The organism is Streptomyces sp. NPDC053076 (assembly GCF_044546845.1).
In the GTDB taxonomy this organism is placed as follows: domain Bacteria; phylum Actinomycetota; class Actinomycetes; order Streptomycetales; family Streptomycetaceae; genus Streptomyces.
Genome location: NZ_JBITZL010000002.1, coordinates 1,209,286 through 1,231,202, shown reverse-complemented (window position 1 = coordinate 1,231,202; position 21,917 = coordinate 1,209,286). Strand labels below are relative to the sequence as shown.

General features: G+C 70.8%; 17 protein-coding genes. 9 read left to right on the top strand and 8 right to left on the bottom strand.

Going from position 1 to position 21,917, the window contains the following annotated elements; translation table 11 throughout:
* The first annotated feature begins 508 nt into the window (after positions 1-508).
* A complete protein-coding gene (locus ACIGYR_RS12765) occupies positions 509-1,456 on the top strand; it encodes a hypothetical protein (protein WP_399595272.1) in 948 nt (315 codons plus the stop codon).
* 58 nt (positions 1,457-1,514) lie between these two features.
* On the opposite strand, the gene ACIGYR_RS12760 is transcribed toward ACIGYR_RS12765, so the two are convergent.
* Entirely contained in the window at positions 1,515-1,940 is a 426-nt protein-coding gene (locus tag ACIGYR_RS12760; RefSeq protein ID WP_399595273.1) for a Rieske (2Fe-2S) protein, read from the bottom strand.
* Positions 1,941-2,481: 541 nt separating this feature from the next.
* Between ACIGYR_RS12760 and ACIGYR_RS12755 the strand changes: the two genes are divergently transcribed.
* Positions 2,482-3,609, top strand: a complete 1,128-nt coding sequence (locus tag ACIGYR_RS12755; RefSeq protein ID WP_399595275.1) for a LacI family DNA-binding transcriptional regulator — start codon at positions 2,482-2,484, stop codon at positions 3,607-3,609.
* Positions 3,606-4,526 carry a carbohydrate kinase gene (locus ACIGYR_RS12750; RefSeq protein WP_399595276.1) on the top strand — a complete coding sequence of 307 codons (921 nt, stop codon included), beginning with the start codon at positions 3,606-3,608 and terminating at the stop codon, positions 4,524-4,526. The genes ACIGYR_RS12755 and ACIGYR_RS12750 overlap by 4 nt, the downstream gene beginning before the upstream one ends.
* Positions 4,527-4,802: 276 nt before the next feature.
* Here ACIGYR_RS12750 and uvrA read toward each other — a convergent pair whose 3' ends face one another.
* On the bottom strand, positions 4,803-7,832 hold the full coding sequence (uvrA, locus tag ACIGYR_RS12745) for an excinuclease ABC subunit UvrA (RefSeq protein WP_391839395.1): 3,030 nt from the start codon (positions 7,830-7,832) through the stop codon (positions 4,803-4,805).
* Between the two features lie 223 nt (positions 7,833-8,055).
* Between uvrA and ACIGYR_RS12740 the strand changes: the two genes are divergently transcribed.
* From ACIGYR_RS12740 to ACIGYR_RS12720, 5 genes are all read left to right on the top strand, one after another.
* Positions 8,056-8,742 (top strand): maleylpyruvate isomerase family mycothiol-dependent enzyme, encoded by a 687-nt coding sequence (locus ACIGYR_RS12740; RefSeq protein ID WP_391839393.1) that lies wholly within the window; start codon positions 8,056-8,058, stop codon positions 8,740-8,742.
* A gap of 68 nt (positions 8,743-8,810) precedes the next feature.
* Entirely contained in the window at positions 8,811-9,467 is a 657-nt protein-coding gene (locus ACIGYR_RS12735) for an MBL fold metallo-hydrolase (protein ID WP_391839392.1), read from the top strand.
* Between the two features lie 476 nt (positions 9,468-9,943).
* Entirely contained in the window at positions 9,944-10,828 is an 885-nt protein-coding gene (locus tag ACIGYR_RS12730; protein ID WP_399595279.1) for an ABC transporter substrate-binding protein, read from the top strand.
* Entirely contained in the window at positions 10,825-11,745 is a 921-nt protein-coding gene (locus ACIGYR_RS12725; protein ID WP_399595281.1) for an amino acid ABC transporter permease, read from the top strand. The genes ACIGYR_RS12730 and ACIGYR_RS12725 overlap by 4 nt, the downstream gene beginning before the upstream one ends.
* A gap of 19 nt (positions 11,746-11,764) precedes the next feature.
* A complete protein-coding gene (locus ACIGYR_RS12720) occupies positions 11,765-12,541 on the top strand; it encodes an amino acid ABC transporter ATP-binding protein (RefSeq protein ID WP_399595283.1) in 777 nt (258 codons plus the stop codon).
* 13 nt (positions 12,542-12,554) lie between these two features.
* On the opposite strand, the gene aroQ is transcribed toward ACIGYR_RS12720, so the two are convergent.
* The gene (gene aroQ, locus ACIGYR_RS12715) at positions 12,555-13,028 is read right to left on the bottom strand and encodes a type II 3-dehydroquinate dehydratase (protein ID WP_399595285.1); all 474 of its coding nucleotides are present in this window, start codon (positions 13,026-13,028) and stop codon (positions 12,555-12,557) included.
* A gap of 210 nt (positions 13,029-13,238) precedes the next feature.
* On the opposite strand from aroQ, the gene ACIGYR_RS12710 reads away from it, so the two are divergent.
* Positions 13,239-14,510, top strand: a complete 1,272-nt coding sequence (locus tag ACIGYR_RS12710; protein ID WP_399595288.1) for an MFS transporter — start codon at positions 13,239-13,241, stop codon at positions 14,508-14,510.
* A 27-nt stretch (positions 14,511-14,537) separates the two neighbouring features.
* On the opposite strand, the gene ACIGYR_RS12705 is transcribed toward ACIGYR_RS12710, so the two are convergent.
* The 5 genes from ACIGYR_RS12705 to uvrB form a co-directional block, all read right to left on the bottom strand.
* The gene (locus ACIGYR_RS12705) at positions 14,538-15,638 is read right to left on the bottom strand and encodes a calcium:proton antiporter (RefSeq protein ID WP_399595290.1); all 1,101 of its coding nucleotides are present in this window, start codon (positions 15,636-15,638) and stop codon (positions 14,538-14,540) included.
* Between the two features lie 162 nt (positions 15,639-15,800).
* On the bottom strand, positions 15,801-16,796 hold the full coding sequence (locus ACIGYR_RS12700) for a TerC/Alx family metal homeostasis membrane protein (RefSeq protein ID WP_391839378.1): 996 nt from the start codon (positions 16,794-16,796) through the stop codon (positions 15,801-15,803).
* Positions 16,797-17,025: 229 nt separating this feature from the next.
* On the bottom strand, positions 17,026-18,924 hold the full coding sequence (locus ACIGYR_RS12695) for a TerD family protein (RefSeq protein ID WP_399595293.1): 1,899 nt from the start codon (positions 18,922-18,924) through the stop codon (positions 17,026-17,028).
* A 63-nt stretch (positions 18,925-18,987) separates the two neighbouring features.
* Positions 18,988-19,566 (bottom strand): TerD family protein, encoded by a 579-nt coding sequence (locus ACIGYR_RS12690; RefSeq protein ID WP_399595295.1) that lies wholly within the window; start codon positions 19,564-19,566, stop codon positions 18,988-18,990.
* A 173-nt stretch (positions 19,567-19,739) separates the two neighbouring features.
* Positions 19,740-21,887 carry an excinuclease ABC subunit UvrB gene (gene uvrB, locus ACIGYR_RS12685; protein WP_399595297.1) on the bottom strand — a complete coding sequence of 716 codons (2,148 nt, stop codon included), beginning with the start codon at positions 21,885-21,887 and terminating at the stop codon, positions 19,740-19,742.
* Positions 21,888-21,917 lie beyond the last annotated feature (30 nt).

Below are 21,917 nucleotides of genomic sequence, written 5' to 3'. Positions count from 1 at the left end.
GACTCACACCCTACTGGCGAGCACCGACACCGCGTCGGGCCTGTGGACAACGCCCGCACCCGGGCGGCCGCCCACCCGGGGCCGACGGCGCGCTTCCGCCCGCGTGGCCGGACGTCCCCTCGCCTTCTCGTGGGCCGCCATGCCCCGGCACCGCCCGCCGGGGCACCTCAGCACGCCCCGCGATCGGGTTCCGGCCATGCCGGGGACGCACCGCTTGCCGCCGTTTCGCGGCGCTGCCGAGGACAGGGCCCACGGCGGCGGACGCCGGCCCCGTCCGCCGTCCGCCGAACGGCGAGGTCCGGCCAGTCGTCCGGAACGGGCGAGCCCGAGGTGTTGTCGGGTTCTGGTCAACACGCTTCAATGCGGGGGAACTCGGGGCCGTGCACGCATGTGTACGGGCGCGGCGTGCCCGGCCACGGGCGTTCGCGGCGCCCACGGGGGTGGCCCCGCACATCCGCACAGGCGGTCTGACCAGCCGTAGCGACACCTCACAGAAAGGCCCCTCGGCATGCGGCATGCCACAGAGCACGCGGACGTCCCCACCGCGGAACTGGACACGGCCCTGCGGGGCGGCCCCTTCCATGTGGCGCTGCGCGCCGCGATCGCCGCACGCGGACTGCCGCTCCAGCGCGTGCAGCACCATCTGTCACGTCATGGGGTCAAGGTGGGCGTCACCAGCCTGAGTTACTGGCAACAGGGTGCCCGCCGTCCGCAGCGCCCGGAGTCCCTGCGCGCCGTACGGGCGCTGGAGGAGATCCTCCAGCTGCCGGACGAGTCGCTGATCCGGCTGCTCGCCGAGGCCGACGAGCGGACGACGGCCTGCCGCCCGGCGGGCCGCTCCTACCGCTCCCTGATCGATGCCTCGGACGTGCTGGACCGGCTCACGGCCGACCTCGGCTGGTCGCTGGACGGCGGACTGCAGACCCTGGGGCACCACGAATGTGTCCGGATCGGCGCCCGGCGCGAGCTGGCGAGCCGCGAGGCCCACCACATCGTGCGGGCCCACCACGACGGCGTCGACCGCTTCGTCGCCGTCCACCACGGCGACCCGGGCTGCGATCCGCGCCGCATCACCGTGCACGCCCTGGAGAACTGCCGTACCGGCCGCCTCCGCTGGGACCAGGACACCGGCCTCCTGGTGGCCGAGCTGCTCTTCGGCACCCGGCTGCGCTCCGGTGACACCTTCCTCTTCCGGTACGGCATCGAGGACGGCACCGCCGGGACATGCCGCGAGTATCTCCGCCGGTTCGGCTTCCCCGGCGGCCAGTACGCGCTCCAGGTGCGCTTCGACTCAGCCGCACTGCCGCTGCGCTGTCAGCGTTTCGCCCAGCACTCGGCGGCGGCCCCGCGCAGCGGCCGGCAGGAACTGCCCGTGACCGGACCCCACCACTGCGTCCATCTGGTCGAGCCGCGGATTCGGCCGGGCATCGTGGGGATCGCCTGGGACTGGGAGTGAGCGGCACCGCGCTGACGGACCGCTGAGCCGCGGCCTCCGGGCCCTGCGTCTCTCCGGGTCAGTCCGCCGGACCGGCGACGATCCTGCCGTTGGCGGTCTTCACGGCCAGCGCGGCCAGGGGCTCGGTGGCCGGCGCCTGGACCACCTTGCCCGTCACGGCGTCGAACTCGCTGCCGTGGCAGGGGCAGATCAGGGTCGTCCCCTGCAACTTGTTGATCGGGCAGCCCGCGTGCGTGCAGATCGTGCTGTACGCCTTCAGCGTGCCGTCCTCGTCCCGGCTGACCACCACGTTGTGATCCCGGTAGAGCTCCGCCCCGCCCTTCGCGACCTCGCTCTCCTTGCCGAGGTCGACGGGCACGGTCGGAGTGGCCGCTGCCGGACTCCCGTCCGGGGCCGCGCACGCGGCCAGGCCGAGCCCGGCGACCGGGGCCGCGGCGGCCCCTCGGAGGACGGTACGGCGGCTCGCCGAGGAACGGCTGGGCATCTGGGACTCCACTGGTCAAGGGGTGTGCGGAGCGACGATACCGGGACAGAGGAACCGGACCCTGGGCGGGGCCGGGCGGAGGCCCCGAGCCGAGCCGAGCGGGAACCCGGAGCCGAGTACCGGGTGGGAAGGCGCCCCGGGAGCCCAGAGCCGAGTACCGGGCGGGAGCCTCAGTCCGAGCACCGGGCGGGAGCCTCAGTCCTAGCACCGGGTCGGGGCCGGGCCCTCGGCCCCGAGTGCCGCGCGGGTGCGGCGCGGGCAGCAACCGGGTGGCGTCCGAGTGCAGTCCGGTGGCGGTGTGGACGTGAACCGGGAGCCCGACAGGAGTCGGAGGTGTGGCACGGGCCGACGTAGCCACCTTCAGGAGACGTAAACGCTTACGCAAGCGTTTACGCGGTGCCGGCTCATGGGATAGCGTCCCGCCGGAAAGCAGCCGATGCGTGGGCCTCTCGCCGGGAGGGAGCGTGTGGCCGGGCCGGCCGGACGTCCGCTTCGGCCGGGTTGTGCACACGCCGCCCCGCCGGCTCAGGAAGGGAGCACCATGGCCACCATGGCGGATGTCGCCCGGAGCGCCGGCGTCTCCGTGGCGACCGTCTCCCACGTCCTCAACGGCACCCGCCCGGTCCTCCCCCACACCCGCCAGGCCGTGCTCGACGCCGTCGACACCCTCGGCTACACCCCCAACACGCTGGCCCGCTCCCTGGTCACCTCGCGCACCCGCTCCATCGGCCTCGCGGTGTCGGCCCTCAGCAACCCGTACTTCACCGAGATCCTGCAGGGGGTCGAGGCCGCCGCCCTGGACGCCGGGTACAGCCTGCTCATCGCCGATCCGCACGACGACCCCGGGCACGAGCGCAAGGTGGTGCAGCTCCTCCACGAGCGACGGGTGGACGGCATGATCGTCGCCCCCTCCGCGGACCCGCGCCGGCTCGTCGGCTATCTGCGCCGCCACGCGGTGCCGACGGTCTTCCTGGACCGGCTCATCGAAGCCGGCATGACGGATGACGTTCCGCCGGGCGCCGCGGGGGCCGCCGCCTCCCCGGGGGCGCCGCGCTTCGACCAGGTCTGTGCCGAGAGTGCCGCGCCGACGGCCCTGCTGGTCACCCACCTCGCCGGGCGGGGACACCGTCGGATCGGTCTGATCGCCGGCCTGCCCGGACTCAGCACCACCGGTGAACGCATCACCGGCTACCGGGAGGGCCTCGCCGCCGCCGGGCTGGAGTACGACACCGGCCTCGTCGTTTCCGGCGACTCGGAGTCGGAGGGTGCCGAGCAGGCCACGGCCGCCCTGCTCGACCTGCCCGATCCCCCCACGGCCCTCGTCACCGCCAACAACGCGATGACCATCGGCGCCCTGCGCGCCCTGCGCCGGCTCGGCCGGTCCGTGCCGGACGACATCGCTCTCTGCTGCTTCGACGACTTCGCCTGGGCCGACCTGTTCTCGCCCCGGCTGACCGCCATCGCCCAGCCCAGCCGGGAGCTGGGCGCCCAGGCCGTCCGGGTGCTCCTGGACCGGCTGGCCGAGCCGGACCGGCCGGCCCGGACGGTCCGGCTGCCGTGCGCGTTCGTCCACCGCACCTCCTGCGGCTGCCCCGAGGAGCCGGACCGCGCGGGAGCGGCCGGAGTCATCGCATCATCCACGCTGTCCGAGAAGGGAACCACCTCGTGATCGTCGTCGCCGGTGAGGCACTGATCGACCTGGTACCGCAGGGCCCCGGTGCCCTGGCGGCCCTGAGGCCGGCGCTCGGCGGCGGCCCGTACAACACCGCCGTGGCCCTCGGCAGGCTGGGCTCCCCCACCGCCTTCTGCTCCCGGACGTCGGACGACGCCTTCGGTGCGGCCCTGCTCGACGGGCTGCGGCGGGCCGGGGTCGACGTGTCCGGTGTACAGCGGGGGCCGGAGCCGACGACTCTCGCCGTGGCCACGATCGACGCCGCCGGCTCGGCCGCCTATTCCTTCTATGTCGACGGCACCGCCGACCGTCTGTTCACCGCACCCGCCGCGCTCCCGGCAGGGACGCGGGCGGTGTCCTTCGGTACCTGTTCGCTCGTCCTGGAACCGGGGGCGAGCGCCTATGAGGAGCTGATGCGTACCGCTGCGGGACAGGGGGTGTTCACCGCCCTCGACCCCAATATCCGGGCGGGGTTGATCCCGGACGCGGACGCCTATCGGGAGCGCTTCGAGAGCTGGCTGCCCTCGGTGACGCTGCTGAAGCTGTCCGCGGAGGACGCGGCGTGGCTCGGCGGCACCCCGCGTGAGTGGCTGGCCGCGGGACCGGCGGCCGTGGTGGTCACGCGGGGCGGTGAGGGTCTGACCGTGTTCACCCGGGACGGCGAAGAGCACTCCGTGCCGGGTGAGAAGGTCGATGTCGTGGACACCATCGGCGCCGGTGACACGGTGAACGCGGCCTTGCTGCACGGGCTGGCCGTGCGGGACGCGCTGTCGCCGGAGGCGCTCGCCGCCCTCGGGACGGAGGGTTGGACGCGGCTGCTGCGCTTCGCGGCACGGGCGGCGGCGATCACCTGCTCTCGGGCGGGGGCCGAGCCGCCGTTCGCGGCGGAGTTGGGTGAGCCCACCGGGCTGTGAGCGGTCGGTCTTTCCCTGTGCTGTTGACAAGGTACGGCCGGTCCTGCGGTGTGCGGGGACTTGTGGGACCGCGGGATCGGGCCGGCTGATGGTGGAACGAGCGGCGCCCCGCGGGGAGTTCCCGCGGGGCGCCCCATTTTGATGCGGTGTCAGGCGGGAGCCGAGAGGGCCCTCCATGCCTCCTGGCCGACCGTTCCGAGCCGTGGGTGCGACCGGCTGCCGTGGGTCGGCCGTCTCGGGCCAAGGGCCAACCGCCAGGGCGACGGACCGACCCGCTCAGGCCGTGCGGGTCCGCGTGGTCTTCTTCGCGGGCGTCGCCTTCTTGGTGGCCGTGGCGGCCTTCTTGGTCGCGGTGTTGTTGGTCTTGGCCGTCACCGTCTTCTTCGCCGGGGACTTGGCCGCCGCGGCCGTCTTCCGGGTCGTGCCGCCGCGGCGTGCCTTCACCGGCTCGGCGTCGCTGATGCGGTCGGCGCCGAGGATCTCCCTGAGGAACTTGCCGGTGTGGCTCGCTGGCACTCCGGCGACCTCCTCCGGCGTGCCCTCGGCGACCACCAGACCACCGCCGGCGCCGCCCTCCGGGCCCATGTCCACGAGCCAGTCGGCGGTCTTGACCACGTCGAGGTTGTGCTCGATGACGATGACCGTGTTGCCCTTGTCGACCAGTCCGCCGAGAACCTTGAGCAGCTTGCTGATGTCCTCGAAGTGCAGACCGGTGGTCGGCTCGTCCAGGACGTAGACCGTGCGTCCGGTGGACCGCTTCTGCAGTTCGCTGGCGAGCTTGACGCGCTGCGCCTCACCACCGGAGAGGGTGGTGGCGGACTGACCGAGGCGGACATAGCCGAGACCGACGTCGTGCAGCGTCTTCAGGTGACGGGAGATCGCCGGGACCGCCTCGAAGAAGTGCATGGCCTCCTCGATCGGCATGTTCAGCACCTCGGCGATGGACTTGCCCTTGTAGTGGACCTCCAGGGTCTCCCGGTTGTACCGGGCGCCGTGGCAGACCTCGCACGGGACGTAGACGTCCGGGAGGAAGTTCATCTCGATCTTGATCGTGCCGTCGCCCGCGCAGTTCTCGCAGCGACCGCCCTTGACGTTGAAGGAGAAACGCCCGGGCAGGTAGCCCCGGACCTTCGCCTCGGTGGTCTCGGCGAACAGCTTGCGGACGTGGTCGAAGACACCGGTGTACGTCGCCGGGTTGGAGCGCGGGGTGCGGCCGATCGGCGACTGGTCGACGTGCACGACCTTGTCGACCAGGTCGTCGCCGTCCACGCGCGTGTGCCGGCCGGGGACGTTCCGGGCGCCGTTCAGCTCGCGGGCCAGGTGCGTGTACAGGATGTCGTTGACCAGGGTCGACTTGCCCGAACCGGAGACGCCGGTGACGGCCGTGAACACGCCCAGCGGGAAGGACACGTCGATGTCCTGCAAGTTGTTCTCGCGGGCACCGTGCACGGTGAGCTGCCGGGACGGGTCCCGCGGGCGCCGTACGTCCGGGAGCGGGATCGCCTTGCGCCCCGAGAGGTAGGCGCCGGTCTGCGACTCGGCGTTCTCGAGCAGCCCCTTCACGGAGCCGCTGTGCACGACCTTGCCGCCGTGCTCGCCGGCGCCGGGGCCGATGTCCACGATCCAGTCGGCGACCTTGATCGTGTCCTCGTCATGCTCCACGACGATGAGCGTGTTGCCCATGTCGCGCAGGCGGACCAGGGTCTCGATCAGACGGTGGTTGTCCCGCTGGTGCAGCCCGATGGACGGTTCGTCCAGGACGTACAGGACGCCGACGAGACCGGAGCCGATCTGGGTGGCCAGGCGGATGCGCTGGGCCTCGCCACCGGAGAGGGTGCCTGCCGCGCGGTTGAGCGAGAGGTAGTCCAGGCCGACGTCGACCAGGAAGCGCAGCCGCTCGTTGACCTCCTTCAGGACCCGCTCGGCGATCTTCTTGTCACGGGCGTTCAGCTTGAGCTTGCCCAGGAACTCCGCGCAGTCGCTGATCGACATCGCGGAGACCTCGGCGATCGACTTCTCCATGACCGTGACCGCGAGGACGATCGGCTTCAGACGCGTGCCCTCGCAGGAGGGACAGGGCACCTCGCGCATGTAGCCCTCGAAGCGCTCGCGGCTGGCGTCGCTCTCGGCCTCGCTGTGCCGGCGCTTGACGAAGGGCACCGCGCCTTCGAAGGGCGTGGTGTACACACGTTCGCGGCCGTACCGGTTGCGGTAGCGGACCTCGATCTGCGTCTTGTGACCGTTGAGCAGCGCCTTCTTGGCGCGCTGCGGCAGGCCCGCGAAGGGGATGTCGGTGCGGAAGCCGAGCGCGTCCGCGAGGGCGCCGATCAGGCGGCCGAAGTAGTCCTTGGTGTGCCCGTGCGACCAGGGGTGGATGGCGCCCTCGTCCAGGGACTTGTCAGGGTCGGGGACGATCAGCTCCGGGTCGACCTCCATGCGCGTGCCGATGCCGGTGCACTCGGGGCAGGCGCCGAAGGGCGAGTTGAAGGAGAAGGACCGGGGCTCCAGCTCCTCGAAGGACAGGTCGTCGTACGGGCAGTACAGGTGCTCCGAGAACATGCGCTCGCGCTCGGGATCGTCCTCGGGGAGGTCCACGAAGTCGAGCACGACCATGCCGCCGGACAGACCGAGAGCCGTCTCCACGGAGTCGGTGAGGCGGCGCTTGGCGGAGTCCTTCACCGTGAGGCGGTCCACGACCACCTCGATGGTGTGCTTCTCCTGCTTCTTCAGGGTCGGCGGCTCGGACAGCTGGACGGTCTGGCCGTCCACACGCGCGCGGGAGTAGCCCTTGGTCTGCAGGTCGGCGAAGAGGTCGACGAACTCCCCCTTGCGCTCGCGCACCAGCGGGGACAGTACCTGGAAACGGCTCCCCTCCGGCAGCTCCAGCACCCGGTCCACGATGGCCTGCGGCGACTGGCGCGAGATGGGGCGGCCGCACTCGGGGCAGTGCGGCTTGCCGATGCGCGCGAAGAGCAGACGCAGGTAGTCGTAGACCTCGGTGATCGTGCCGACCGTCGAGCGGGGATTCCGCGAGGTCGACTTCTGGTCGATGGAGACCGCCGGGGAGAGGCCCTCGATGAAGTCGACATCGGGCTTGTCCATCTGGCCGAGGAACTGCCGGGCGTACGAGGAGAGCGACTCCACGTAGCGGCGCTGGCCCTCCGCGAAGATCGTGTCGAAGGCCAGGGAGGACTTGCCCGACCCGGACAGGCCCGTGAAGACGATGAGCGAGTCACGAGGCAGGTCGAGCGAGACATTCTTCAGGTTGTGCTCGCGCGCGCCACGGACGATGAGACGGTCGGCCACGCCGGTCCGCACCTTTCTTGAGAGAAGTGACAGGGGCGGGCCCCTGTGCTTCTTCAGACTAGGGGGAGCCACTGACAACGCCGGTCGGATTGCCCGGTTGCATAACAACCCCCGGCCTTCCAGCATGCCCGACGCCACCTTCGACGATATAGCACGCGCATTCGATTCGAGGGCGAGGTTCGCCACCTTCACCCGAAGGTGTGGCCGGGCTAGGGTCGGCGCCATGATGGATCACGCTCATGACCTGGCCTGTGTACGTGACGCGACCGACCGGCTCCTCACCGCGGTCGCCGAAATGGACAACGCCTCGCTCGCCGAGCCGTCACGGCTTCCGGGCTGGAGCCGCGGGCACGTCCTCGCCCACCTCGCCCGGAACGCGGACGCGCTCGTGAACGTCCTCCAGGGCCGTCCCATGTACACGAGCGCAAAGGCGCGGGACGCCGACATCGAGCGTGACGCCGGGCGTCCCCTGGAGGCCCAGGCCGCCGACGTCCGGGAGAGCGCGGACCGCTTCCAGGCCACCGGGGACGCGCCCGCGGACTGGGCCCGCACGGTGGAGCTGCGCAACGGGGTCACCGACTCCGCGTCCCGGGTGCCCTTCCGCCGGTGGGTGGAGGTGGAGCTGCACCACGTCGACCTCGGGATCGGATACGAGCTGGAGGATCTTCCGGCGGAGTTCCTGGAACGGGAGGCCGCCTTCCTCGCACAGCGGTTCTCCGGGCACCCCGACGTCCCGGCGACCCGCGTCACGGACGGCACGCACGCGTGGACCACCGGGCGTGAGGCCGACGCACCCGAGATCACGGTCACGGGCCGGCCGGCGGACGTGGTGGGCTGGCTGGCCGGGCGCCGCGACGGGACGGCGCTGAAGGTGCACGGCGGGGAGCTGCCGAAGCTGCCCCCGCTGTAGGGCGACGACCGCCTGCGGGCTCACCCGGGCGGCCGTCCACCGGGGCCCGACCGCTATAGGCTGCCGCCATGACGTACTCCGGAGAGGTCAAGGTCGGCGGACCGGCGGATGTGCACGAGCTGAAAGACCTGATGATCACCAAGATCGCGGTCGGCCCGATGGACAACAACGCCTATCTGCTGCGCTGCCGGGCCACCGACGAGCAGCTCCTGATCGACGCCGCCAACGACGCGCACTCGCTCCTCGCCATGATCGGTGACGACGGCATCGCATCCGTCGTCACCACGCATCAGCACGGCGATCACTGGCAGGCGCTCGCCGAGGTCGTCGCGGCCACGGGCGCGCGTACGTACGCGGGCCGCGACGACGCCGACGGCATCCCGGTGCCCACCGACGTGCTCGTCGACGACGGCGACGTCATCAGGGTCGGCCGGGTGGAACTCACCGCACGCCACCTGGTCGGGCACACGCCCGGTTCGATCGCGCTGGTCTACGACGACCCCCACGGCCACCCGCACGTCTTCACCGGCGACTGCCTCTTCCCGGGCGGCGTCGGCAACACGCGCAAGGACCCGAAGGCGTTCGCCAGCCTGATCCATGACGTGGAGACGAAGATCTTCGACATGCTGCCGGACGAGACGTGGGTCTATCCGGGGCACGGCAACGACACCACGCTGGGCACGGAACGGCCCCGTCTTCCGGAGTGGCACGCGCGCGGGTGGTGAGCGGGCGCCGGCGGCTCGGAAGGCGCGTCCGTGCACGCTCACCCGGGCGTCGCCGGCGGTCACGCGGTTGCGCACAACCCCCTTGCGTGCGCCAGGCGCTGAAGGAGGGTTCGCGCTCCGGCGCACAGGCCGTACGCGCGCCTCGCGCACCCAGTTGGGTCCACGCTGAGTGCGCGTCTCGCACGCGTGCCCTGCGCGCACTCCCTTCGTGCACCCCGTGTGAATCCTTCGCACGCATCGGATCCTCGTACGCGCTCCCGGAGAACACCCGCCCGCGGTCAACTGGTAGCAGCCCCGCACAGGATGACGGCTCCTGAGCGGTAGGGGCCGCCGGTCTCCAACCCCGCCCTCGGCCGGCGGCCCAGGCGCGGGCACGCGCGCCGTCGCGTTCACACCACCGCAACACCCGTTCCCAGTATGCGGACAACTACCGCCGTGACCTGGACAGACGGGGCGTTCGCTGCCACTCTCCCGCCATGCATCCTGCCCCTCGCGCACTGCGCCGCGCGGTCGCCGCCGCCACCGTAGCCCTGCTCGCCACCGCTGTCGGCTGTGCGCCGCAGCCCGAGGAGACGGCGTCGGCCGCCCCGTCCGGGCCGGCCGCGAAGAGCTGCGCCAAGGGCAAGCTCGCCACGAAGACGTCCGGGAAGCTGACGATCGCGACGGACGAACCGGCGTACGAGCCCTGGTTCAAGGACGACAAGCCGGCCAACGGCAAGGGCTTCGAGTCGGCGGTCGCCTATGCCGTGGCGAAGCAGCTCGGGTACGACAAAAACGCGGTCGTATGGCAGAGCGTGCCGTTCAACAAGGCGTTCGCGCCGGGGGTGAAGACCTTCGACTTCGACATCAACCAGGTGTCGATCAGCGCCGAGCGCAAGAAGGCCGTGGACTTCTCCTCCGGTTACTACGACGTGCGCCAGGCGGTCATCGCGCTCAAGGACGGCAAGGCCGCCCGCGCGACGGGCATCGCGGACCTGAAGAAGCTCAAACTGGGCGCTCAGGTGGGCACCACGAGCCTCGACTACATCACCGACGTCGTGAAGCCGGCGCAGGAGACCGCCGTGTACGCCAAGAACGACCAGGTCAAGTCCGCATTGCAGAACGGTCAGGTGGACGCCGTCGTCACCGACCTGCCGACGGCCTTCTACATCACCGCGGCCGAGGTCACGAACGCCAGGATCGTCGGCCAGTTCGAGAACCAGGCGGGCACGCCCGAGCAGTTCGGGCTCGTGCTGGACAAGGGCAGCGCGCTGACCGCGTGCGTGACCGGCGCCGTCGACGCCCTGCGCAAGGACGGCACGCTGGCCGCCATCGAGCAGCGGTGGCTCTCGGACGATGTCGACGCCCCGGTGCTCAAGTGACGGTCACCAAGGACGAGTCGGCCCGGGAAGGGGCGGACGACGAGGGTGACATGTCCGGTGGTGCCGATGACGGCTACGTGCCCTCCGAGCGGCGTCTGGCACGCGAGCGCCACAGACGCGCGCGTGCGCGCCGTGCCACGGCCGTCGCGGCCCTTTCGACCCTCGTCACGGCCGCCGTGCTCTATCTGGTCGTCGTCAACGCCCCGGGCTGGCCGCGCACCAAGGAGACCTTCTTCAGCGCGCACTACGCGCGCGAGGCGTTCCCGAAGGTCCTCGAAGGGCTGTGGCTGAACCTCCGCCTGCTGCTGGTCTGCGGTGCCGCCGTCCTGGTCCTCGGCATGCTGATCGCGGTCGCGCGGACCCTGCGCGGACCGGTCTTCTTCCCGCTGCGGGTACTGGCGGCGGCCTACACCGACTTCTTCCGCGGCCTGCCGCTGATCATCAACCTGATGATCGTGGTTCTGGGCGTGCCGGCGCTGCGGCTGCAGGGCGTCACGGTCGATCCGGTACTGCTCGGCGGTACGGCGCTGACGCTGACGTACTCGGCGTACGTGGCGGAGGTGTTCCGCGCCGGCATCGAGTCCGTCCACCCCTCGCAGCGCGCGGCGGCACGCTCGCTGGGGCTCACCAACCGGCAGGCGCTGCGCTACGTCGTGCTGCCGCAGGCGGTGCGCCGTCAGGTGCCGCCGCTGCTCAACGACCTGGTGTCGTTGCAGAAGGACACCGGGCTGGTGTCCATCGGGGGTGCGGTGGACGCCGTACGGGCGGCCGACATCATCGTGGGCCGCAGTCTGAACTACACGCCGTACATCGTCGCGGGGCTGGTGTTCGTGGCGCTGACCATCCCCATGACCCGGCTCACCGACTGGGTGACGGCACGGATGGACCGGCAGCGGGCCCAGGGAGGGTCCCTGTGAGCACCCGGGGAGGATCCGTATGAGCATGCCCGGCAGCACGCCGTCCGGCGACGCGCCCGTCCTGCGGATGGAGTCCGTCCGCAAGACCTTCGGCGGCTCGGTCGTCCTGCGGAACGTCGATCTGGAGGTCCCCCCGCACACGGTGACCGCGCTGATCGGCGCCTCCGGCTCCGGCAAGTCGACGCTGCTGCGCTGCGCCAACCTGCTGGAGGAGATCGACGACGGTGCGATCTGGCTGGACGGCGAGGAGATCACCGATCCGCGGGTGGATCAGGACGCGGTACGGCGCCGGATCGGGGCCGTCTTCCAGGCGTACAACCTCTTCCCCCACATGACCGTGCTGGAGAACATCACCCTCGCCCCGCGCCGGGTGCACGGTGTCTCCCGCGGGGAGGCCGAGGAGCGCGCCAGGGAGCTGCTGGGGCGCCTCGGACTGGGCGGCAAGGCGGACGCCTACCCGGACCGGCTGAGCGGCGGTCAGCAGCAGCGCGTGGCGATCGTGCGTGCCCTCGCCGTGCGGCCCCGGCTGTTGTTGCTGGACGAGATCACGGCCGCGCTGGACCCGGAACTGGTGGGTGAGGTGCTGGAGATGGTCCGTGGCCTGAAGGACGAAGGCATGACCATGGTGCTGGCGACGCACGAGATGGGCTTCGCGCGGGACGTGGCCGACCAGGTCTGTTTTCTGGACGGTGGTGTGGTTCTGGAACGGGGCACCGCCGAGCAGGTTTTCGGGGACCCGCGGCAGGAGCGCACGCGGCGCTTCCTGCGGCGGGTCGTGGAGGCGGGCCGGCTGTAGTCCCGCGCGCGGGTTACGCGTCCGCCCGCGTCGACCCGGCCAGCGCCGCGACCCGCTCCACGCCGAACACGTAGCCCTGCACCCCGCAGCCGGCGATCACGCCGTCGGCGCGCAGGGAGACGTACGAGTGGTGCCGGAACGATTCGCGCTGGTGGATGTTGGAGATGTGCACCTCCAGCACGGGCATGCCGTCGCAGGTGTTGAGCGCGTCCAGAATGGCGACCGACGTGTGCGAGTAGGCGCCGGGGTTGATGACGATCCCGCAGTGGCCGAGCCGCGCCTCATGGATCCAGTCGACCAGTTCGCCCTCGTGGTTGGACTGCCGGCAGTCCACCGTGCCACCGTGCGCGGCTGCCGCCTCGGCGCACAGCTCCTCCACGTCGGCCAGCGTTTCCCTGCCGTAGATCTCGGGCTGGCGCTGGCCGAGCAGATTCAGGTTGGGCCCGTTGAGGATCATGATCGGGGCGTTGGCCAGGGTGCGGGGCACGGTTCCTCCGGTCCGTTGGGGGCGGTGCGTCTGCGACCGCTGTTCGCACCCGGTCTATCACGCCCACCAGGGCGGGCAGCGGGCCGTGCGCGCCGGTCGCCGCGGCGTGCGCTCCGGTCCTGTGATCACCCCCTTGCGCCCCCGTAACTCCTGATCACTGCGGGTAGTTGACGCGGCATGCGCGATGTACACGCTGTAAGTACCCCGTCCATGCCGCGACTCGCCGCCGCCTCGCTCGCCGGGACAGCCATCGAGTTCTACGACTTCTTCGTCTACGGGACCGCGGCGGCGCTGGTCCTGGGGCCGCTGTTCTTCCCGACGTTCTCACCGCTGGCGGGGACGCTGGCGGCGTTCGGGACGTTCGGGGTGGGATTCGTGGCCAGGCCGCTGGGCTCGGTGCTGTTCGGGCACCTCGGGGACCGGCGCGGACGGCGGCCGGTGCTCGTCATCTCGCTGCTGCTCACCGGTGCCTCCACGGTCGCCGTCGGCTGTGTGCCGTCCTACGGGGCCATCGGCGTCGCCGCGCCCGTGCTGCTGCTCGTCCTGCGCTTCCTGCAGGGGCTGGGGCTCGGCGGGGAGTGGGGCGGGGCGGTACTGCTGACCGCCGAGCACGCTCCCGCGGGGCGGCGCGCCCTGTGGTCGAGCTTTCCCCAGATGGGTCCGGCACTCGGCTTCCTCCTGGCCAACGGGGTGATGCTGGCGCTGTCGGCGTCGCTGTCCGACGCGCAGTTCACACGCTGGGGCTGGCGAGTGCCGTTCTGGGCGGCCGGCGCGCTCGCCCTGGCCGGTCTGTGGCTGCGCTCGTCACTCACGGAGAGCCCCCGGTTCCTGGAGATCGACGACCACGCGCGCGTGCCGCTCGTCGAGGTCGTACGGCACCATGGGCGGCTGGTGCTGCTGACGGCGGGGGCGCTGGCGGTGGGCTACGCGGTGTTCTACGCGGTGACGACCTGGTCGCTGGCCTACGCGACGGAACGGCTCGGCGTGAGCCGTACGGTCATGCTGATGTGCATCATGGGCGCGGTGCTCGTGAAGGGCGCGCTCACACCTCTCATGGCGTTGGGCGGCGACCGGTACGGGCGCCGCACGATGTGTCTGACGGGGTGCGCGGCCTGCGTGCTGTGGATGCTGCCGATGGTCGCGCTGCTGGCGACCGGTGAGCCGCTGCTGATGTTCCTCGCCATCCTGGGCGCCCTGGTCGCCTTCATCACCATGTTCGCGGTGATCGCCGCCTACCTGCCGGAACTGTACGAGGCGCGGGTGCGCTGCACGGGTGCCGCCGTGGGCTACAACCTCGGCGGGGTCCTCGGCGGCGCCCTCACCCCGATCATCGCCACCACGCTCGCGGAGCGCGGCGGCCGGGTGCCGTGGGGTGTGGGGGTGTATCTGACGGGCATCGCGCTGATCAGCCTGGTGTGTTTCGCGCTGCTGCCGGAGACACGGCCGGTGCCCGTGCCGGCGGCGGAGCCGGTCACGGGCTGACCGGACGCGCTGCGAGCCGACCGTCGGCTACGGATTGATCGCCAGTTCGAGGTACGCCGCGAACAGCACCAGGTGGACGCCGCCCTGCAGGGGTGTGGCCCGGCCTGGCACCACGGTCAGGGAACTGACCACCACGGTCAGCGCGAGCAGCAGCATGTGGGTCGAGCCGAGACCGAGGACGAGCGGCCCGGACAGCCAGACGGAGGCCAGGGCCACGGCCGGGATGGTCAGGCCGATGCTCGCCATCGCGGAGCCGAGCGCGAGGTTGAGACTGGTCTGCACCCGGTCACGGCGGGCGGAGCGCAGCGCGGCGATCGTCTCGGGCAGCAGGACGAGCAGGGCGATGATCACACCGACCACCGCGGGCGGCAGGCCCGCCGCGGCCACGCCCGACTCGATCGTCGGCGACACGCTCTTGGCCAGACCGACCACGCCGACCAGGGCCAGGCCGAGCAGACCGAGACTGATCCAGGCGGTGCGCGACGACGGGGGTGCGGCGTGGTCGTCGGTGGCGATGACCACGCCCTGCCGGGTGACGGGCAGGAAGTAGTCGCGGTGGCGCACGGTCTGGGTGGTCACGAACAGCCCGTACAGAATCAGTGAGGACAGGGCGGCGAAGGTCAGCTGCACGGAGGAGAACTCGGGTCCGGGCTTGCTGGTGGTGAAGGTCGGCAGCACGAGACTGAGCGTGGCCAGCGTCGCCACGGTCGCCAGTGCGGCGCCGGTGCCTTCCGGGTTGAAGACCGCCGTACCGTGCCGCAGGGAGGCAACCAGCAGGCAAAGCCCGACGATGCCGTTGCAGGTGATCATCACGGCGGCGAAGACGGTGTCACGCGCCAGGGTGGAACTCTTGTCGCCGCCGTCGGCCATGAGGGTGACGATCAGGGCCACCTCGATGATCGTGACGGCGATGGCGAGGACGAGGGAGCCAAAGGGCTCGCCGACCCGGTGGGCGACCACCTCGGCGTGGTGCACGGCGGCCAGGACGGCGCCCGCGAGTACGAGGGTCACCAGGCCGACGACGGCGCCTGGCAGGTCCCGGCCCCAGGTGAAGACCAGCAGGACGACCGCGAGCACCGGCACGAGGATCGTCCATCGACGGGTGAGCGACCGGAGCCGAGTGATCATGCGGCGATGGTCGCAGAGGCGTACAGGATTCGCATTCCGCTCTTTTCGGATACCTCTCATCCTTTCCGTGCGGGGCCCGGCGCCGGTGGGACCGGACCCCGCGTCGCATCGGGAGCCCGCTGCGGGGCTGCGCGCGATCGCTGACTGCCCGCGACGGCGCGGTCAGACGTCGGCGCTGTCCTTCCTGCGACCGTCGGCGTGTGCCGCTTCGACGGCCGCCTGCTTCCTGGAGGCGAGCAGGCTGGTGACCGTGGTGACGGCGAGGACCACGCAGATCACGCCGAGGGAGACCGGGATGCTGATCTCGGGGACGTGGACGCCGGACTCGTGCAGGGCGTGCAGCACCAGCTTGACGCCGATGAAGCCCAGGATGATCGACAGTCCGTACGAGAGGTGGACCAGCTTCTTGAGCAGGCCGCCGATGAGGAAGTACAGCTGGCGCAGCCCCATCAGGGCGAAGGCGTTGGCGGTGAAGACGATGTACGGGTCCTGGGTCAGGCCGAAGATCGCGGGGATGGAGTCCAGGGCGAACAGCACGTCCGTGGTGCCGATGGCGAGCATCACGACCAGCATCGGGGTCATGACGCGCTTGCCGTTCTGCTGGATCCACAGCTTGGTGCCGTGGTATCGATCGGCGACGCCGAACTTGCGTTCCACCGCCTTCAGCAGCCTGTTCTCCTCGTACTCCTCGTCCTCCGCGTCCGCACGGGCCTCCTGGACGAGCTTCCAGGCGGTCCAGATCAGGAAGGCCCCGAAGATGAAGAACACCCAGGAGAAGCTGGCGATGATCGCGGCCCCGGCGGCGATGAAGACGGCCCGCAGGACCAGGGCTATGAGGACGCCGACGAGCAGGACGCGCTGCTGATACTGGGCGGGTACCGCGAACTTCGCCATGATCAGGACGAAGACGAAGAGGTTGTCGACGCTCAGCGATTTCTCGGTGATGAAGCCCGCGAAGAACTCGCCGGCCGGCTGCCCGCCGCCGAAGACGAGCAGGCCGAGACCGAAGAGGCCGGCCAGGGCGATCCAGACGACCGTCCAGATACCCGCTTCTTTGATCGACACCTCATGCGGCTTACGGCCGATGACGAAATCGACCGCGATCAGGGCGGCGAGGCCCATGACGGTGAGGACCCACAGGGTCACGGTGACTTCCACTGCACCTCCGGCATTACGTGACGGCAAACACATCAGCGTTGTCGCTGCCGGAGGTCTCTTCCACCCGGTACGGGCCGGCGCCCCGGGACCGGAACCGGTCCGTATTGACGGGTGCGCCGCAGTCAGGGAGTACTCCCCTCCGCACGTAAGACAGTACCTCAATCACCAAGGAAAGGTAAAGCGACGAGCAAAATCAAAGGCAAATACGCAGGCCAGAGAGCCTTTACCATCACTTGGTGCGAGCCTTGGCCACCTGCGCGAGCACCTGCTGAACGACCCGGCTGCCGACCGGAGCGAGCGAGGGTTCGTACGTCCAGGCGTGGCCGACCCACGGATCGGCCACGTGGTCGTCGGGCAGTGGGGTGAGTCGCAGCAGCGAACGCCACAGCGGATCGAGCAAGGGGCCGTAGGCCGCGGCGTCCTCCCGGTCGGCGACCAGCAGGAGGTGCACGCCGACAGCAGGGCCCTCGTCGGCGAGATAGCGGAGCCGGGTCACCGACCGCTCGTCGAAACCGTGCGGGAAGTCGTTGACGATCAGGAGCTGCTGTGCGGTGTCGACGTCGGCCGGCAGCGACTCGGCCGCGCCGCCGCGCACCGCCATCTGCATCAGGTCGACCCGACGAGTGAGCCTCTCCAGCATCTGCGAGATCCCCGCCGCCGCGGTCGCCGGCGGTGCCGTGAGGACTCCGGCCTCCGTCAGCGGCAGCAGCGCCCGGGCCCCCGCCCCGGCCGGGTCGACGACCTGCACGGAGAACGCCGCGGGCGGGTGCACGGCGAGGAGGCGCGCCGCGAGGGCGACCGCCGCCTCCATGGCCAGGTGGCAGAGCTCGACGGAGTCCGGGACGTGGTCGTCGTCGGCCGCCACGGGGCCGCTGTCGATCCACAGACCGCGTTCCAGCGGCAGCCTGACCAGCAGCGGGATGCTCAGTGGAGCGCTTTCGGGGAGATGGAGCTCGCCGAGCCGCAGGGCCATCGGCGGCTCGGCAGGCGCGCGGTAGGCATGCCAGACGGGGCTGTCCCAGCGGGCGTAGGCGGGTGGGAGCGCGGGCTCGACCACCTCCGCCTCGGCGGTGAGCTGGGCCAGGTCCCGGTCGAGGACCGCACGTGCCTGGTCGGCCAGCTGGATCCGGCGGGTGTGGGCCGCCTCGCGGGCGGCGTCGGCCGCCCCGCCGAGCCGCGCGCGCGGGTCGGCGATGGCCTGATCCAGCTCCTTCTCCAGACGGGAGTCGGCGTATTCGACGGCGCTGCGATAGGCGGCAGTGGTGCGGGCCACATCCTCGAACATCCCCCAGACCTGGTTGTACAGCCGCTCCTCCATCGACCAGCCCACGGCGTCTCCGGCGACGGGCCGAGCGGGCTCCCCGTCCGCGGCAGAGGGGGTCGAGGGCGGGGGTGGCGGCGGGGTGCCCTGGGTGCGCCGGGGGTGCGTGTAGTCGACCGGGCTGCCGGGGTTCCCGGGAGCGGTCTGGGAAATCTGCGCAGTGGACGGCGTCCCACGGCCCGGAGGGGGCTGGGCCGTGGAAGCCGAGGCTGTCCCCGGTGCCCGGCCGGCCGGCGGTGCGGGTGTCGCGTGGGTCAGGCTGTGCGCCGCCGCCTCATGGACGGCGGTCGCGAGGTCGTCGGCATCGCGCAGCCCCTGGTCGGCGAGGAGTGCGGGAAGACCGTCCGCGTAGCCCTGGCCCAGCGCCCGTACCTTCCAGGCGCCCTTCCTGCGGTACAGCTCCAGGGCGATCACCGCCGACTCGGCGTCCAGGCCGGTGAGGGTGTAACAGGCGAGTTCGGTGCCGTCGAGGCCGTTCACCGTGGTGTGCGGGGCCGGAACGGCACCGAAGCGGAGCGGGCCGGTGGTGCCGGTGGGCAGGGCGAGGAACACGCCGACGCGGTGCACGGCTGCGGGCAGGGCGGCCAGGTCGACGGCCAGGCGATGCTCGGCGGCGGCCTGCCGGGGCGCCTCGACGCCGGGCTGGGCGGGGGCGCCGGGGTGGATCACCCACTGCCGGCCGTGCACCGTGCCCTGCTCGTCGCCGAGTGTGGCACCGACCAGGACCGGCACTCCGGCAGAGATCCGGATCTCCAGCCGGACCCGGGACAGCGGGACATTCTGCCCCCGCACCAGCTCAGCCGCCACCACCGTCGCCCCCCTGCGTCCGTCTGTCGTACGTACCGCACCCGGCGAGCGGGCCGCCCGGTCCTAGAGGTGCGGCACGATCGCCGGCATCAGGTCCTGGAAGGTGCGGCCGTTGGCCGGGGCTCCGATGGCGGTCATCGTCCAGCCGGAGCCTGCCCTGTGCACCTTGGCCATGATCTGGGCGGTGTACCCGCCACCGCCGGCCAGGGTGTAGCGGGCGAGTTCCTGGCCGTTGGACTCGTCCACGAGCCGGCAGAAGGCGTTCTCCACCTCCTGGAAGGTCTGGCCGGTGAAGGAGTTCACGGTGAAGACGATCTGGTCGATGTGGACCGGGACGCGCTGCAGGTCCACCAGGATCGCCTCGTCGTCCCCGCCCTGGCCGACGCCGCCGACCAGGTTGTCGCCGGTGTGGCGCACGGAACCGTCGTCGCTCACCAGGTGGCGGAAGAAGACGACGTCTTTGGGCTCGCCGCCGGCGAAGAGGACCGCCGAGGCGTCCAGGTCGATCTCGCGAGTGCGGGAGCCGAACAGGCCACGCCGTTTCGCCGCCTGCCAGCCCAGTCCCATACGGACCGCGCTGAGGGTGGCCCCGTCCTTCTTCTCCAGGCTGATGGCCTGACCCTTGGACAAGTTGACGGACACGGCTGAATCCCCTCTCGACAGTCCCCTGTTGCCGCGCCGAGCCGTTGCTGCGCACTGCGCGGTTGACCAGAACCCTACGCAGGGCCGCCGACTGTGCCGACCCCGGCCCGCGCTTTTGTGTCGGTGTTGCAACACTTGGCGCATATGCCGAGGTCGGCCCCACGGACGGGGGCTCAGGCGAGGCCGGCCTCCCGCATCTGGCGCAGCTCCTTCTTCATCTCGGAGACCTCGTCGCGCAGCCGGGCGGCGATCTCGAACTGCAGCTCCGCCGCGGCGGCGCGCATGCGTTCGGTCATCTCCTCGATCTGCTCGGCGAGTTCGGCCGCCGGGCGGTCCGTGGGCACCGCCTTGCCCTTGGCGGTCTTGGCCGCCTTGCCGGCCTTGGCGTTCTTCGCCGCCTTGTCGCCGAGCGCCGGAACGGGTGCCTTCGCGCCCTTGCCGTCCTTCGTCTGGCGGTAACCGGACCCGAGGAGCTGTTCGGTGTCGACCTCCTCGCGAGCGATCTGCGCGACGATGTCGTTGATCTTTTTGCGCAGCGGCTGCGGGTCGATGCCGTTGGCCTTGTTGTAGGCGACCTGCTTCTCCCGGCGGCGGTTGGTCTCGTCGATGGCCTTCTCCATCGCGGGCGTGATCTTGTCGGCGTACATGTGGACCTGACCGGAGACGTTGCGCGCCGCGCGGCCGATCGTCTGGATCAGCGAGGTGCCCGACCGCAGGAAGCCTTCCTTGTCGGCGTCCAGGATCGCCACCAGAGACACCTCGGGCAGGTCGAGTCCCTCACGCAGGAGGTTGATGCCGACCAGGACGTCGTACTCGCCGGCGCGCAGCTCACGCAGCAGTTCGACGCGGCGCAGGGTGTCGACGTCGCTGTGCAGATAGCGCACCTGGATGCCGAGCTCCAGGAAGTAGTCGGTGAGGTCCTCGGCCATCTTCTTGGTCAGCGTGGTGACCAGGACGCGCTCGTCCTTCTCGGTGCGCTTGCGGATCTCGTGCACCAGGTCGTCGATCTGGCCCTCGGTGGGCTTGACCACGACCTCCGGGTCGACCAGGCCGGTCGGGCGGATGATCTGCTCGACGAAACCGTCGGAACGGGACAGCTCGTAGGCGCCCGGGGTGGCCGAGAGGTAGACGGTCTGCCCGATGCGCTTCTGGAACTCCTCCCACTTCAGCGGACGGTTGTCCAGGGCGGACGGCAGGCGGAAGCCGTGGTCGACGAGGGTGCGCTTGCGGGAGGCGTCGCCCTCGTACATGGCGCCGATCTGCGGGACGGTGACGTGCGACTCGTCGATGACGAGGAGGAAGTCGTCCGGGAAGTAGTCCAGCAGGGTGTTGGGCGGGGAGCCGGGCAGGCGGCCGTCGAAGTGCATCGAGTAGTTCTCCACGCCGGAGCAGCTGCCGATCTGGCGGAGCATCTCGATGTCGTACGTGGTGCGCATCCGCAGGCGCTGTGCCTCCAGGAGCTTGCCCTGCTTCTCCAGCTCGGCCAGACGCTCCAACAGCTCCTTCTCGATGTCGTTGACGGCCCGCTCCATGCGCTCGGGACCGGCGACGTAGTGCGAGGCGGGGAACACGTACAGGTGCTCGTCGTCGCTGATGATCTCGCCGGTGAGCGGGTGCAGCGTGGAGAGCGACTCGATCTCGTCGCCGAACATCTGGATGCGGACGGCCAGCTCCTCGTAGACCGGGAAGATCTCGATGGTGTCGCCGCGGACCCGGAAGGTGCCCCTGCTGAACGCCATGTCGTTGCGCGTGTACTGGATGTCCACGAAGCGGCGCAGCAGCTCGTCCCGGTCGATCTCGTCGCCGACCCGGAGGGGGACCATGCGGTCCACGTACTCCTGCGGGGTGCCGAGGCCGTAGATGCAGGACACCGAGGCGACCACCACGACGTCCCGGCGGGTGAGCAGCGAGTTCGTCGCCGAGTGGCGAAGGCGCTCGACCTCCTCGTTGATGGAGGAGTCCTTCTCGATGTAGGTGTCCGACTGCGGGACGTACGCCTCGGGCTGGTAGTAGTCGTAGTACGAGACGAAGTACTCGACGGCGTTGTTCGGCAGGAGCTCGCGGAACTCGTTGGCCAGCTGGGCGGCCAGCGTCTTGTTCGGCGCCATCACGAGCGTGGGACGCTGGAGCTTCTCGATCATCCACGCGGTGGTGGCGGATTTGCCGGTGCCGGTCGCGCCCAGCAGGACGACGTCCTTCTCGCCGGCCTCGATGCGTTTGGCCAGGTCGGCGATGGCTGTCGGCTGGTCGCCGCTGGGCTGGTAGGAGCTGACGACCTCGAAAGGCGCCACCGTGCGTTCGATGTGGGAAACGGGCCGCATGTCATCCACCGTACGACCCCGCACTGACAA